A 13,964-nucleotide genomic window follows, 5' to 3' on the forward strand; every position below is an offset into this window, starting at 1 on the left:
GGCTACTCCAGACGATTACGCAACGCCGCTACGACGCTGTACGTCTGATCCCTCACCCGCCCGCCGGGATCCTGGAGCGTCAGGAGGATGCGCACGCTGCGTATCAAGGCTTCGTCAGCGGGGCTGGCGTCATACCGTGTCACAACGCTTGACTCCGCCTTCCCGGCCACCCCGAAACTGAGGTCGAATTCCCGCACGTTATCCACCAGGACCGCCTTGGCCGGAGCGGCTGGTGTGCTCAGCCGTAACTGCCCACCTTCAAAGGTGTATGTCAGCTTGCGAACAGGGAAGCGGGTATGTCCCTGCGCAGGCTCCGGAGCGGTTCCGGCATAGGCCTGGGCAACGCTGATGCAATCGGAAAGCACCATCCAATCGGCTTTACTGCCACTGTTTCCAGTATCCGCAGTGACCAGTGTCAGCGTCTTTGAACTCCCGCTGGCGCTCCAGCCAACAGGTCGCGCAAAGTCCGTCGGCGCGTTGACGATAGACTCAACGGACAGGCAACCAAACATGCCCGCGAGGCGGATTTCCTGAATCATCTTACCCAGGATAAACCGCGCGTCGTCCTGCAACAGCGCAGACGCATTCTGGCTGGCATATGTACTGCGAGCGCTGATAGATATCTGGACCAGCCCTATCACCAGCACCAACCCAAGGGTCAACGCCAACAGCATCTCGACCATCCCGAAACCGCGATCACGGCGAGTCATTGCAACGCCCTATCGACTGCAACGCGACTGGTCAGCGTGAACGTTTCTCGGGCACCGCTGGCATTCGCCCCCCGGGAGTCGTCCCAACTGATACTGACGGTCACCTCTCGCTGATTGATAGAGACTGAGCCTTTGGCGCTTTCACCAGCAAAACCGAGGATATTGGCCTCAAAATCATGCAGGTCCTGGTCACGAACACTGGCCATTACGGTATTGGCAGGAGCACTTTCCAGCTGCCCCCATGAATAGTCGGCTCCCGAATTGGCGCGAATTCGGTCCAGCATGTCATAGGCGATAAAGCTGGCCTGGCTGGTCATCCTTGAGCTGTCGGTGTACTTCAAGGCCTTGAGTTGGATCAGCGCCGCTCCCAGCAAGCCAACGGCGAGGATCAACACCGAAACCAGGACCTCGATCAAGGTCATACCGATTTGCGATGCTGGGGAGGGTTGGGCGTAAGACGTCATTGGGCCGGCGTGCATACCATCGTCATCCGTGTCGAAGGGTGTCAAAAGGCAGGAAGGAATCTCCTCTGCGGCCCAAGACTAGCGCCTGTCCTGAAGCTGCGCCGCACCTCGGAACAAAGCGAAATACTTTGGACAGGAAGGCCACCATTCATCACTTCGAAGCCGACGCTATAACTATGCCTGCCAACTGGCCGCCTGAGTTCCGGCGAGTGGGGCCAGCCACGACAATAACGTCCACGGAGGGGCGACATATGAAACAGCATGGTTTTACATTGATCGAGCTATTGTTCGGCCTGATCCTGAGCGGCGTCCTGGCCCAGTTGGCGATGCCCAGTTTCAAGGGACTGCTTGAGTCGCAGCGCCGTCAGAGCGCCGCCGAGTCCCTGGCTGGAGGACTGCGCTATGCCCGCACCGAAGCCATCGCGCGCAATCGTTCGGTCATCATCCACGCACTGGACGATGACTGGAGCCTGGGGTGGAGGGTCATACTCGACCTGAGCGGCCGCGGTCATCTGGATAACAGCAATCCAGTGCTGCTGGAGCGCCAGGACAGCGGACAGATACCGATTGTGGGCAATACACCCGTCAAAACCCAGATACGCTTCAGCGGACTGGGCGAACCATTGCTGTCAGCAGGTGGTTTTCGGGCCGGCACCGTACACGTCTGCGCAACAGACCAGCAACTGAGCGTGCACCAAGTGGTGCTGGCACCCACCGGGCGCATCAGCCTGCGCAGTGACAAGACCGAACAGGCACTATGCCGGGGTTACACCGGCACGTTGGGGCTTAGAGCAGCGAACGAACCCGCAGCTCCTTGGGCATGGAGAAAGTAATGTTTTCTTCACGACCGGCCAACTCATCCGCGCCGGTGGCGCCCCAGGCTTGCAGTTGCTGAATCACGCCACGCACCAGGACTTCCGGGGCCGAAGCGCCAGCGGTGATGCCGATGCGCTCGACACCATCGAACCAGCTGCGCTGCAAGTCTTCGGCACCATCGATCAGGTACGCCGGGGTGGCCATACGCTCGGCCAGCTCCCGCAGACGGTTGGAGTTGGAACTGTTGGGGCTACCGACCACCAGCACCACGTCGCATTCGTCGGCCAATTGCTTGACGGCGTCCTGACGGTTTTGCGTGGCGTAGCAGATATCGTCCTTGCGTGGCCCGCCAATCGCCGGGAAACGTGTGCGCAAGGCATCGATGACACGACTGGTATCGTCCATGGACAAAGTGGTCTGGGTGACGAAGGCCAGCTTCTCCGGGTTGTGCACCTGAAGCGCGGCCACATCTTTTTCGTCTTCCACCAGATAGATCGCGCCGCCATTACTGGCATCGTACTGACCCATGGTGCCTTCGACTTCCGGATGACCGGCGTGGCCGATCAGAATGCACTCACGACCGTCACGACTGTAGCGCGCGACTTCGATATGAACCTTGGTCACCAGCGGGCAGGTGGCGTCGAACACTTTCAAGCCACGGCCGGCCGCTTCGGTACGAACAGCCTGGGAAACACCGTGAGCACTGAAAATGACAATGACGTCATCCGGAACCTGATCCAGCTCTTCGACGAAAATAGCACCGCGCGCGCGCAAGTCTTCAACCACGAATTTGTTGTGGACCACTTCATGGCGCACGTAAATCGGCGGCCCAAAGACTTCCAGGGCGCGGTTGACGATTTCAATCGCCCGGTCCACGCCGGCGCAGAAGCCACGGGGGTTGGCGAGTTTGATTTGCATGCTGTGCCTCGTGTCTTGCCCTGTAGGAGCGAGCTTTCTCGCTCCTACAGTAGGCCGGTTTCGTTAGTTACAACGCTTTAACGTCGATGATTTCAACATCAAAGGTCAAGGTTTTACCGGCCAACGGATGATTGAAGTCAATAGTCACTTGCGCATCATCAAAGGCTTTGACCACACCCGGCAGCTCGGTATTCGCCGCATCGTTGAAGATCACCAGCAGGCCTTCCGACAACTCCATGTCCTGGAACTGCGAACGCGGGATGATCTGTACGTTTTGCGGGTTTGGCTGACCAAAAGCGTTTTCCGGCAGGATCTGCAGGTTGCGCTTGTCGCCAGCCTTGAAACCGAACAGTGCCGCTTCGAAACCCGGTAGCAGGTTGCCATCGCCAACCTTGAAGGTCGCTGGGGCCTTGTCGAAGGTGCTGTCGACCGTGTCGCCGTTCTCCAGGCGCAGTGCGAAATGCAAGGTGACTTCCGTGTTCTGGCCGATGCGTTGCTCAGCCAATACCTGTTCAGTCATGAACGGTCTCTCCGGTTTTCTTGCTTTTGAACATATCCAGCGCCAGCATGATTGCACCGACGCTGATGGCGCTGTCGGCAAAGTTGAACGCCGGGAAATACCAGCGGTTTTGCCAATGCACCAAAATGAAGTCGATCACATGGCCCAGGGCGATGCGGTCGTACAGATTGCCCAGCGCGCCACCGAGCACCAGAGCCAGCGCAACCGCCAGCCAGGTATCGTTACGCCCCAGGCGCTTGAGCCAGACCACCAGAACCGCGCTGACGACTACTGCAATCAGGGCAAACAGCCAGCGCTGCCAGCCGGAGCTGTCAGCCAGAAAGCTGAAGGCAGCACCGGTGTTGTAGGCCAAGGTCCAGCTGAAGTAGTCAGGAATGACCACAATCTGCTGATACATCGACAACGAGCCCTCGAAGTGAGCCTTGCTGAGCTGGTCAATGACCAGCACCAGCACGCTCAGTACGAGCCAGCCCAGGCGTCCGAAACGACCGGCTGCATTAGGCATAGTGACGAACCTCGCCTGCGCCGCTGATGTTGTCGACGCAACGGCCACAGATTTCCGGGTGCTCCGGGTTCACGCCGACGTCTTCACGGCAGTGCCAGCAACGGGCGCACTTGGCGAAGGCCGACTTGACCACCTTGAGCTTCAAGCCCGGCACTTCGGTAGCCACTGCATCGGCCGGAGCCTGGACGAATGGTGCCAGGCTGGCAGTCGAGGTAATCAAGACGAAGCGCAGCTCGTTGCTCAGCTTGGCCAGGTCGGCGGTCAGGCCTTCTTCGGCAAACAACGTGACTTCGGCCTGCAGGTTGCCACCCACGGCCTTGGCCGCACGCTGGTTCTCCAGTTCCTTGTTCACGGCAACCTTGACGGCCATGACACCTTCCCAGTACTCGCGGCCTAGCTCGAAGTCAGCCGGCAGTTCGGTCAGGCCTTCATACCAGGTATTGAGCATGACGGACTCGTTACGCTCGCCCGGCAGGTATTCCCACAGCTCATCGGCGGTGAAGGCCAGAATCGGAGCGATCCAGCGCACCAGCGCTTCAGAGATGTGGTACAGCGCGGTTTGCGCCGAACGGCGGGCCTTGCTGTTGGCACCGGTGGTGTACTGGCGATCCTTGATGATATCGAGGTAGAAACCACCCAGCTCCTGCACGCAGAAATTGTGGATCTTCGAGTAGACGTTCCAGAAACGGTATTCGCCGTAGTGCTCTTGCAACTCGCGCTGCAACAACAAAGTACGGTCCACGGCCCAACGATCCAGGGCGAGCATGTCCTCGGCCGGCAGGATGTCGGTGGCCGGGTTGAAGCCGGTCAGGTTCGACAGCATGAAGCGCGCGGTGTTGCGGATACGGCGGTAAGCGTCAGCGCTACGCTGCAGGATCTGCTCGGACACGGCCATCTCGCCCGAGTAATCGGTGGAGGCAACCCATAGGCGCATGATGTCAGCGCCCAGCGTGTCATTGACCTTCTGCGGAGCGATCACGTTGCCCAGGGACTTGGACATCTTGCGACCGTTCTCGTCGACGGTGAAACCGTGCGTCAGCAGCTCACGGTACGGTGCGTGATCGTCGATGGCGCAACCCGTCAGCAAGGACGAGTGGAACCAGCCACGGTGCTGGTCCGAACCTTCCAGGTACAGGTCGGCACGAGGACCAGTCTCGTGGCCCATTGGGTGCGAACCGCGCAGTACATGCCAATGCGTGGTACCCGAGTCGAACCAGACGTCCAGTGTGTCGCTGATCTTGTCGTACAGCGGCGCTTCGTCGCCGAGCAGCTCAGCAGCGTCCAGTTTGAACCAGGCTTCGATACCTTCCTGTTCAACACGCTGGGCCACAACTTCCATCAGTTCGACGGTGCGCGGGTGCAGTTCACCGCTTTCCTTGTTCAGGAAGAACGGGATCGGCACACCCCAGTTGCGCTGGCGGGAAATGCACCAGTCCGGACGGTTGGCAATCATCGAGTGCAGGCGCGCCTGGCCCCAGGCCGGGACAAACTGGGTATCTTCGATGGCCTTGAGCGCGCGTTTGCGCAGGGTTTCACCACTGGTCGGCTGTTTGTCCATACCGATAAACCACTGCGCGGTGGCGCGGTAGATCAACGGAGTCTTGTGACGCCAGCAGTGCATGTAGCTGTGGGTGATGGTTTCGGTGTGCAACAGCGCACCGACTTCGGTCAGCTTGTCGATGATCGCCGGGTTGGCCTTGAAGATGAACTGGCCGCCAAAGAACTCCAGCGATGGCACGTACACGCCATTGCTCTGCACCGGGTTAAGGATGTCATCGTTGACCATGCCGTAAGCCTTGCAGGTCACAAAGTCGTCCACGCCGTAGGCAGGCGAGGAGTGAACCACACCGGTACCCGCACCCAGTTCGACGTAATCAGCCAGGTACACCGGCGACAAACGGTCATAAAACGGATGGCGGAAGTTGATCAGCTCCAGGGCCGAGCCGGTAGTGGTCGCAATCACCGAACCTTGCAGGTTGTAGCGGCTCAGGCACGACTCAACCATCTCTTCAGCCAGCACCAGCAGCTTGTCACCGACATCCACCAGGGCATAGGTGAATTCCGGGTGCACGTTCAGCGCCTGGTTGGCCGGAATGGTCCACGGGGTGGTGGTCCAGATCACGATAGAGGCTGGCTTGGCCAGGCTCGCCAGGCCGAATGCGCCCGCCAGCTTGGCTTCATCGGCAATCGGGAAGGCAACATCGATGGTCGAGGACTTCTTGTCTTCGTACTCGACTTCCGCTTCCGCCAGGGCCGAACCACAGTCAAAGCACCAGTTCACGGGTTTCAAGCCCTTGAACACGAAACCGCCCTTGACGATTTCGGCCAAGGCACGGATTTCACCGGCCTCGTTTTTGAAGTTCATGGTTTTATACGGGTTGGCCCAGTCGCCCAAAACACCCAGGCGGATGAATTCGGACTTCTGCCCTTCGATTTGCTCGGTGGCGTAGGCACGGCACAGTTCGCGGGTTTTGTCCGCGCCCAGGTTCTTGCCGTAGGTCACTTCGACTTTGTGTTCGATCGGCAGGCCGTGGCAGTCCCAGCCCGGAACATAAGGCGCGTCGAAACCCGAAAGGGTTTTCGAGCGGATGATCATGTCCTTGAGAATTTTATTCAGCGCATGACCGATGTGAATCGTGCCGTTGGCATAAGGAGGGCCGTCGTGCAGGACGAATTTCGGACGATCCTTGCCAATCTCGCGCAACTTTCCGTACAGGCCAATACTGTCCCAGCGCTGCAGAATCTGCGGTTCGCGCTGTGGCAGGCCGGCCTTCATTGGGAAGGCGGTGTCCGGAAGGTTTAGCGTGGCTTTATAGTCGGTCATTTAAGGCTCTTCATTAGCGATGGGCGCTAGGTGCGGCTAGTGCACGGGCGGCGGCGACATCCGCATTGATCGCCGTTTTCAACGCCTCAAGCGAGGCGAAACGCTGCTCTTCACGCAGCTTTTGGTGGAAAACCACCGTCAAACGCCGGTCATACAAATCCCCGGCAAAATCCAAAAGGTGAACCTCCAGGTGGGCCTTGCCATCACCTGCAACCGTGGGTCTGACGCCTATATTGGCGACTCCTGGCCACGATTGGCCGTCGATGTCGACACTCACCAGGTAAACCCCGGTCAGTGGCACGCGACGGCGCTTGAGTTGCACGTTGGCCGTTGGCGTGCCCAATTGGCGCGCCAGCTTCTGACCGTGCAAGACCCGCCCGGCAATCCGGAACGGGCGACCGAGCAGTCGCTCGGCCAAGGCGAAGTCGGCAGCGGCCAGTGCATTACGCACCTGAGTACTGCTCACGCGCAGGCCGTCCAGTTCAACGGTTTGCGCGGCTTCGACAGTAAAACCTTGAGTAACGCCAGCCTGCTGCAGGAAATCAAAGTCCCCTACCCGATCGCACCCGAAGCGGAAATCGTCTCCGACCTCCAGATGCTGCACACCAAGGCCATCCACCAAAATACGGTCAACAAACTCGCAGGCACTGAGACTGCGTAAACGCTGGTTGAAGGCCAGGCACAGGACACGGTCCACGCCCTCTTCTGCCAGCAACTGCAGTTTGTCTCGCAAGCGGGCCAAACGTGCCGGCGCGGTCTCCGGGGTGAAGAATTCACGGGGTTGTGGCTCAAAAATCACCACGCAGCTGGGCACGCCCAACTCAACCGCACGCTCGCGCAGCCGGGCCAGGATAGCCTGGTGGCCACGGTGAACACCGTCAAAGTTGCCAATAGTGGCGACGCAGCCCCGATGCTCAGGGCGCAGGTTGTGGAGACCTCGAACCAGCTGCATAACGCGCTTCTTGCTCATAAAGTGGTCGATTATAACCACACCCGGCCCCGGACGACAGGCAACAGCGCAGGCCAATTGCTCGAATCGATAAAACAACCGCCTTATCGACGAAAACTCCTTAACTCAGCGACTTGCGATTGAAATCCCGCAGACGGAAACCCATCAGCAGCAACATCCCGAAGTACACCACTACCCCGGCGACTACCAATGCCCCCAACCGCATGAATCGCTCCAGCATATGGCCCTGATCCCATGCAGGCATCAGGTGCATCAACCCCAGCAGCACGGCCGACATCATCGCCACCGCCACCAGGAGCTTAAGGGCAAACAGACCCCAACCCGGCTGGGGCTGGAACATCTGCTGTTTACGCAATTGATAAAACAGCAAGCCCGCGTTGATGCAGGCGCCAACACTGATGGCCAATGCCAGGCCGGCATGGGCCAGAGGACCAATAAACACCAGGTTGAGCAGTTGCGTGACAATCAACGTGAAGATGGCGATTTTCACCGGAGTGCGAATGTTTTGCTGGGCATAAAAGCCCGGAGCCAAGACCTTGATCACGATGATCCCCAGCAGACCGACAGAATAAGCAATCAGGGCACGCTGGGTCATTGAGGCATCAAATGCGCTGAATTGACCGTACTGGAACAACGAAACGGTCAACGGCTCGGCCAGGATTCCCAGGGCCAGGGAGCATGGCAGCACCAGCACGAAACAAAGGCGCAGGCCCCAATCGAGGATTCGAGAATACTCGTGGCGATCTTTACTGGCGTAAGTGCGGGCCAAGGTCGGCAGCAAAATAGTGCCCAAGGCCACGCCCAGCACGCCGGATGGCAGCTCCATCAGGCGATCGGCGTAGTACATCCAGGACACCGAGCCCGAAACCAGCAGAGAGGCGAAAGCCGTGTTGATGATCAGTGAAATCTGACTGACGGAAACACCGAGAATCGCCGGCAGCATGTTTCTCATCACGCGCCAGACCCCAGTGTCTTTGAGGTTCAGGCGCGGCAGTACGAGCATGCCGATCTTTTTCAGGTGCGGCAGCTGGTACAACAACTGCGCCAGACCACCGGCCAGTACCGCCCAACCCAGGGCCATGACCGGCGGATCAAAGTACGGCGTAAGGAACAGGGCAAAAATAATCATGCTGACGTTGAGCAAGGTCGGCACGAATGCCGGTACCGAAAAACGGTTCCAGGTATTGAGGATCGCGCCTGCCAGGGACGACAGGGATATCAACAAGATATAAGGAAACGTCACCCGCAACAGGTCGGTAGTCAGCGCAAATTTTTCCGGCGTATTGGCAAAACCGGGAGCTGTTGCCCAGATCACCCAGGGCGCCGCGAGCATGCCGGCAATCGTCACCAGCATCAGCACGAGGGTCAACAAACCTGAAACGTAGGCAATAAAGGTACGGGTCGCCTCCTCGCCCTGCTGGGTCTTGTACTCCGCCAGAATTGGCACGAAAGCCTGTGAAAATGCGCCTTCGGCGAAGATCCGCCGCAGCAGGTTGGGCAATTTGAAGGCAATGAAGAAGGCATCCGTGGCCATGCTGGCGCCGAAAATACGCGCCAACAGCGTGTCACGCACAAACCCCAGAACCCGGGAAATCATGGTGATGGAGCTGACAGCGGCCAACGATTTGAGCAGATTCATTGAAAGAGTTTTTGCCTATAGATAAAGAGCAGGCGAACAAAGCGCCCACATATGCGATACTCCGCGCCTGCAACAGCACAGAGCCAAAGCTCGCGAGTTTACAGGTCAAGCGCCGGAAATAAATCACCCGCCTCTTAAGATCGACCACTCAGCAGTTCGCATCAGCCGCCCTTGACAAGACTTCAACTCATCGGCATGATTCGCGGCCTATTTTGTTTGCTATTTCCTAAAAAGTCTTTCGAGGAGCTCGACGGTGGCCAACACACCTTCCGCCAAAAAACGTGCAAAACAGGCTGAGAAGCGTCGCAGCCACAACGCCAGCCTGCGTTCCATGGTTCGTACCTACATCAAGAATGTAGTTAAGGCCATTGACGCAAAAGACGCTGAAAAAGCTCAAGCTGCTTACGTTCTGGCCGTGCCAGTTATCGACCGTATGGCCGATAAAGGCATCATCCACAAGAACAAAGCTGCTCGCCATAAAGGTCGTCTGAATGGCCACATCAAGGCTCTGAACCTTGCTGCTGCAGCCTAAGCGATAAGCTTGTTAAAAAACCGACCCCAGGGTCGGTTTTTTATTGCCTGCGATTTGAGCCACACGCAACCCACCAGGCACTACAAACAACTGTGGGAGCTGGCTCGCCTGCGATAGCGACCGACAGTCAACATATAGGCCGACTGTCACGCCGTCATCGCAGGCAAGCCAGCTCCCACATATAAAGCAGAGCGGCATTGTCGAGCTTATTGCGCAGTCGGCCACGGCAAGATCGGAATCGCCGTCACCGCATTCTGCGGGCTACCTTCAATCAAACGGTCGCTGTAGACCAGATACACCAGAGTATTGCGCTTCTTGTCGAGGAAACGCACCACCTGCATGGTCTTGAATACCAGTGACGTGCGCTCCTTGAACACCTCGTCACCGTCCTTCAATTCACCCCTGAAGCGAATCGGCCCCACCTGACGACAAGCAATCGACGCCTCAGCACGATCTTCAGCCAGGCCGAGACCACCCTTCACCCCGCCCGTCTTGGCACGAGACAAGTAACAGGTCACACCATCAACCTTCGGATCATCAAACGCCTCAACGACGATCCGATCATTGGGACCGACGAACTTGAACACCGTCGACACGCGACCAATCTCTTCAGCAGACGCCAGCAACGGCACCGCCAACAGCAACCCGAGCAACCCCTTCATTACGCGCATCCAGACGTCCCTTCACTTAAACCAGAATCAGGTTATCCCGGTGAACCAACTCTGGCTCAGCCATATACCCCAACAAACTGACAATCGCCTCGGACGACTGACCAATGATCTTCTGCGCCTCGAGCGCACTGTAGTTGGCCAGTCCACGAGCAATCTCACGACCGTCCGGCGCCACACACACCACCATTTCGCCACGACGAAAGCTGCCCTGGACCAACTTTACACCTACCGGCAGCAAGCTTTTGTTGCCCTGAGACAACGCCGACACAGCCCCCTCATCCAGCACTAAAGTGCCGCGCGTCTGAAGATGACCGGCCAACCACTGCTTGCGCGCCGCCAGCATGCCGCGCTCAGGTGACAGCAAGGTGCCAATACGCTCGCCGGCCTTGAGGCGATCCAAAACCCGCTCGATGCGACCACCCACAATGATGGTGTGAGCCCCAGAACGTGCCGCCAGCCGCGCCGCGCGCAGCTTGGTCTGCATACCACCACGCCCCAGCGCACCACCAACACTGCCAGCCACCGCATCCAGCGCAGGATCATCGGCACGCGCTTCGTAAATCAGCCGGGCATCAGGATTATTGCGCGGATCAGCATCGAACATGCCGTCGCGATCCGTGAGGATCACCAGCAAATCAGCCTCGACAAGGTTGGCCACCAGCGCCGCCAGAGTGTCGTTATCGCCAAAACGGATTTCGTCAGTGACCACAGTGTCGTTCTCGTTGATCACCGGAATCACTTTCAGCTCGACCAAGGCACGCAAGGTACTGCGAGCATTGAGGTAGCGCTTGCGGTCGGACAGGTCATCATGGGTCAGCAGAATTTGTGCCGTATGACGACCGTGCTCGGCAAAGCTGGACTCCCAAGCCTGCACCAACCCCATCTGACCAATGGCTGCAGCAGCCTGCAATTCATGCATCGCGCTGGGTCGCGCGGTCCAGCCGAGGCGGCTCATCCCGGCAGCAACCGCCCCGGACGACACCAACACCAACTCGACGCCAGCCTCATGCAAGGCCACCATCTGGTCTACCCAGACACTCATGGCTGCACGATCCAACCCTTTGCCATCTGCCGTCAGCAGCGCACTACCGATCTTAACGACCCAACGCTGCGCACCTGTCACCTTGCTCCGCATCATCTTCAACCTTAGATAGAGGGCCGCGCGACCCAGCGCCGCCCAAAACGTTATTCGTGACTACCGATTTCCAGATACCAAAACGCCGCTCAATTGAGCGGCGCTTAAGTTTACTGCAACGAATCAGTCGCGCACGTAAATGATTTCCGGACCATCTTCATCATCCACGTCTTCTTCATCCCAATCATCGTCACCGATATCATGGACCGACTTGACGCCACTGCGACGCAGGGCACGCTGATCATCCAGCGCCTGCAACTGAGCACGCGCTTCGTCTTCGATGCGCTGATCCAGCTCCGCCAGCTCCGCCTTGAAGACAGGGTCAGCAGCCAGGCGATCAGCGCGATCTTCCAGATAGCGCATGATGTCGCGAGTCAGGCGCTCGGTGCCTTCTTTGGCAATGGCCGAGATCACGTAGACCGGACCCGTCCATTCCAGACGGTCAACGATCTCCTTGACGCGCGCTTCGTGCTCTTCTTCAAGGATCTGGTCGCACTTGTTCAACACCAGCCAACGATCACGCTCAGCCAAAGACGGGCTGAACTTGCCCAACTCGCTGACGATCACTTCAGCAGCGTCGGGAGCACTGGTGTCATCCAGCGGCGCCATGTCGACGAGATGCAACAACAGACGAGTACGGGACAAGTGCTTGAGGAAGCGAATACCCAGGCCGGCACCATCGGAAGCACCTTCGATCAGACCCGGAATGTCGGCAACCACAAAGCTTTTCCAGCGATCCACACTGACGACGCCCAGGTTCGGAACCAGGGTAGTGAACGGATAATCGGCGACTTTCGGCTTGGCAGCAGAGACCGAGCGAATGAAAGTGCTCTTGCCAGCGTTCGGCAGGCCCAACAGGCCAACATCAGCCAGAACCTTCATTTCCAATTTCAGGTCACGCTGCTCACCCGGCTTGCCCGGCGTGGTCTGACGCGGCGCACGGTTGGTACTGGACTTGAATCGGGTGTTACCCAGACCGTGCCAGCCACCCTGAACCACCATCAAGCGCTGGCCAGCCTTGGTCAGGTCGCCGATGACTTCCTGGGTAGCGGAGTCGATGATCGTGGTACCCACCGGCACCCGCAGGACCAGGTCTTCCCCTTTTTTACCGGTGCAATCGGTGCTGCCACCGTTGGAGCCACGCTCGGCATCGAAGTGCCGGGTGTAACGGTAGTCCACCAGGGTGTTGAGGTTTTCGTCGGCCATCATGTAGATGGAACCGCCGTCACCACCGTCGCCGCCGTTAGGACCACCGTTTTCGATGAATTTTTCCCGACGGAAACTCATGCAACCATTACCGCCGTCGCCAGCTTTTACTCGGATCGAAACTTCATCAACGAACTTCATAACAAAACGCCTCTCGTCGCACGGACGAGCTTAAGAAACCAAGACATAAGACTCTTGCAAAAATGAGCGCAGCGACCTCAAGCAACGACCGCAAATCCAGCTGCTTTCGCCCATCACAAACAGCTTTGCAAGAGACTCACCCCACAAACGAAAAAGCCCCGTCGCGAGACAGGGCTTTTCCAGCAACTACGTAATTATGCCGCGACGACTTCAGTCTTCGGGACAATGCTCACGTAACGGCGGTTGAAAGCGCCTTTTACTTCAAACTTGATCACGCCGTCGATTTTAGCGAACAGAGTGTGATCTTTACCCATGCCAACACCGTAACCGGCGTGGAATTGGGTGCCGCGCTGACGCACGATGATGTTGCCCGGAATGATAACCTGGCCGCCATACATCTTCACGCCAAGGCGTTTGGCTTCTGAGTCGCGACCGTTACGGGTACTACCACCAGCTTTTTTGTGTGCCATGAGTCAATTCTCCTAGTGAGGAATTAGGCTGAAATTAAGCCTGAATACCGGTGATTTTGATCTCGGTGTACCACTGGCGGTGGCCCATACGCTTCATGTGGTGCTTACGACGACGGAACTTGATGATGCGGACTTTATCGTGACGACCTTGGGAGATCACTTCAGCCACAACGGTAGCGCCAGCAACAACTGGAGCGCCGATGTTCACGTCATCGCCATTGGCGACCAACAGAACGCGATCAAAAGTAACGGATTCGCCGGTAGCGATTTCCAGTTTTTCGATCTTCAGGTATTCACCTGGGGCGACCTTGTATTGCTTGCCACCAGTAACAATTACTGCGTACGACATGGTATTTCTCCGATAATCCTGCTCACCCAGCGCTTTATAAGAAGAGGTATTGGCTGGCATGGCTGCATAGGGCTGGAAGGCCTGATTGCAATTG

General features: G+C 57.9%; 15 protein-coding genes. 2 read left to right on the plus strand and 13 right to left on the minus strand.

Features of this window, described 5'->3' with window-relative positions; genetic code table 11:
- Positions 1 to 2: 2 nt before the first annotated feature.
- Positions 3 to 710: a PilW family protein gene (locus GNF76_RS19445; RefSeq protein WP_155584743.1), complete on the minus strand. Its 708-nt coding sequence runs from the start codon at positions 708 to 710 to the stop codon at positions 3 to 5.
- Positions 707 to 1,189: a type IV pilus modification protein PilV gene (pilV, locus tag GNF76_RS19450; protein ID WP_155584744.1), complete on the minus strand. Its 483-nt coding sequence runs from the start codon at positions 1,187 to 1,189 to the stop codon at positions 707 to 709. Before pilV ends, GNF76_RS19445 begins: the two co-directional genes overlap by 4 nt.
- A 236-nt stretch (positions 1,190 to 1,425) precedes the next feature.
- Here pilV and GNF76_RS19455 point away from each other — a divergent pair, with 236 nt between their 5' ends.
- Positions 1,426 to 2,007 (plus strand): GspH/FimT family pseudopilin, encoded by a 582-nt coding sequence (locus tag GNF76_RS19455; RefSeq protein ID WP_155584745.1) that lies wholly within the window; start codon positions 1,426 to 1,428, stop codon positions 2,005 to 2,007.
- On the opposite strand, the gene ispH is transcribed toward GNF76_RS19455, so the two are convergent.
- The 6 genes from ispH to murJ all read right to left on the minus strand — a co-directional run bounded on the left by ispH (position 1,961) and on the right by murJ (position 9,366).
- Positions 1,961 to 2,908: a 4-hydroxy-3-methylbut-2-enyl diphosphate reductase gene (ispH, locus tag GNF76_RS19460; protein WP_155584746.1), complete on the minus strand. Its 948-nt coding sequence runs from the start codon at positions 2,906 to 2,908 to the stop codon at positions 1,961 to 1,963. The two genes, GNF76_RS19455 and ispH, sit on opposite strands and share 47 nt — an antisense overlap.
- A gap of 67 nt (positions 2,909 to 2,975) precedes the next feature.
- Entirely contained in the window at positions 2,976 to 3,413 is a 438-nt protein-coding gene (gene fkpB / locus GNF76_RS19465) for an FKBP-type peptidyl-prolyl cis-trans isomerase (protein WP_003215879.1), read from the minus strand.
- A 7-nt stretch (positions 3,414 to 3,420) separates the two neighbouring features.
- Positions 3,421 to 3,933 carry a signal peptidase II gene (gene lspA / locus GNF76_RS19470; protein WP_155584747.1) on the minus strand — a complete coding sequence of 171 codons (513 nt, stop codon included), beginning with the start codon at positions 3,931 to 3,933 and terminating at the stop codon, positions 3,421 to 3,423.
- Positions 3,926 to 6,757, minus strand: a complete 2,832-nt coding sequence (gene ileS / locus GNF76_RS19475; protein WP_155584748.1) for an isoleucine--tRNA ligase — start codon at positions 6,755 to 6,757, stop codon at positions 3,926 to 3,928. Before ileS ends, lspA begins: the two co-directional genes overlap by 8 nt.
- A gap of 13 nt (positions 6,758 to 6,770) precedes the next feature.
- Entirely contained in the window at positions 6,771 to 7,709 is a 939-nt protein-coding gene (gene ribF, locus GNF76_RS19480; RefSeq protein WP_178123428.1) for a bifunctional riboflavin kinase/FAD synthetase, read from the minus strand.
- A gap of 118 nt (positions 7,710 to 7,827) precedes the next feature.
- Positions 7,828 to 9,366 carry a murein biosynthesis integral membrane protein MurJ gene (murJ, locus tag GNF76_RS19485; RefSeq protein WP_155584750.1) on the minus strand — a complete coding sequence of 513 codons (1,539 nt, stop codon included), beginning with the start codon at positions 9,364 to 9,366 and terminating at the stop codon, positions 7,828 to 7,830.
- 253 nt (positions 9,367 to 9,619) lie between these two features.
- Here murJ and rpsT point away from each other — a divergent pair, with 253 nt between their 5' ends.
- Positions 9,620 to 9,898: a 30S ribosomal protein S20 gene (rpsT, locus tag GNF76_RS19490; RefSeq protein ID WP_003215870.1), complete on the plus strand. Its 279-nt coding sequence runs from the start codon at positions 9,620 to 9,622 to the stop codon at positions 9,896 to 9,898.
- A gap of 206 nt (positions 9,899 to 10,104) precedes the next feature.
- On the opposite strand, the gene GNF76_RS19495 is transcribed toward rpsT, so the two are convergent.
- The 5 genes from GNF76_RS19495 to rplU all read right to left on the minus strand — a co-directional run bounded on the left by GNF76_RS19495 (position 10,105) and on the right by rplU (position 13,870).
- On the minus strand, positions 10,105 to 10,569 hold the full coding sequence (locus GNF76_RS19495; RefSeq protein ID WP_155584751.1) for a CreA family protein: 465 nt from the start codon (positions 10,567 to 10,569) through the stop codon (positions 10,105 to 10,107).
- Between the two features lie 16 nt (positions 10,570 to 10,585).
- Positions 10,586 to 11,704 carry a glutamate 5-kinase gene (proB, locus tag GNF76_RS19500; protein WP_155584752.1) on the minus strand — a complete coding sequence of 373 codons (1,119 nt, stop codon included), beginning with the start codon at positions 11,702 to 11,704 and terminating at the stop codon, positions 10,586 to 10,588.
- Positions 11,705 to 11,827: 123 nt separating this feature from the next.
- The gene (cgtA, locus tag GNF76_RS19505; protein ID WP_155584753.1) at positions 11,828 to 13,051 is read right to left on the minus strand and encodes an Obg family GTPase CgtA; all 1,224 of its coding nucleotides are present in this window, start codon (positions 13,049 to 13,051) and stop codon (positions 11,828 to 11,830) included.
- 194 nt (positions 13,052 to 13,245) lie between these two features.
- Entirely contained in the window at positions 13,246 to 13,521 is a 276-nt protein-coding gene (gene rpmA, locus GNF76_RS19510; RefSeq protein WP_003215862.1) for a 50S ribosomal protein L27, read from the minus strand.
- Between the two features lie 34 nt (positions 13,522 to 13,555).
- Positions 13,556 to 13,870 (minus strand): 50S ribosomal protein L21, encoded by a 315-nt coding sequence (gene rplU, locus GNF76_RS19515; protein ID WP_003176051.1) that lies wholly within the window; start codon positions 13,868 to 13,870, stop codon positions 13,556 to 13,558.
- Positions 13,871 to 13,964: the final 94 nt, after the last annotated feature.

Source organism: Pseudomonas spelaei, assembly GCF_009724245.1.
Taxonomy (GTDB): Bacteria; Pseudomonadota; Gammaproteobacteria; order Pseudomonadales; family Pseudomonadaceae; genus Aquipseudomonas; species Aquipseudomonas spelaei.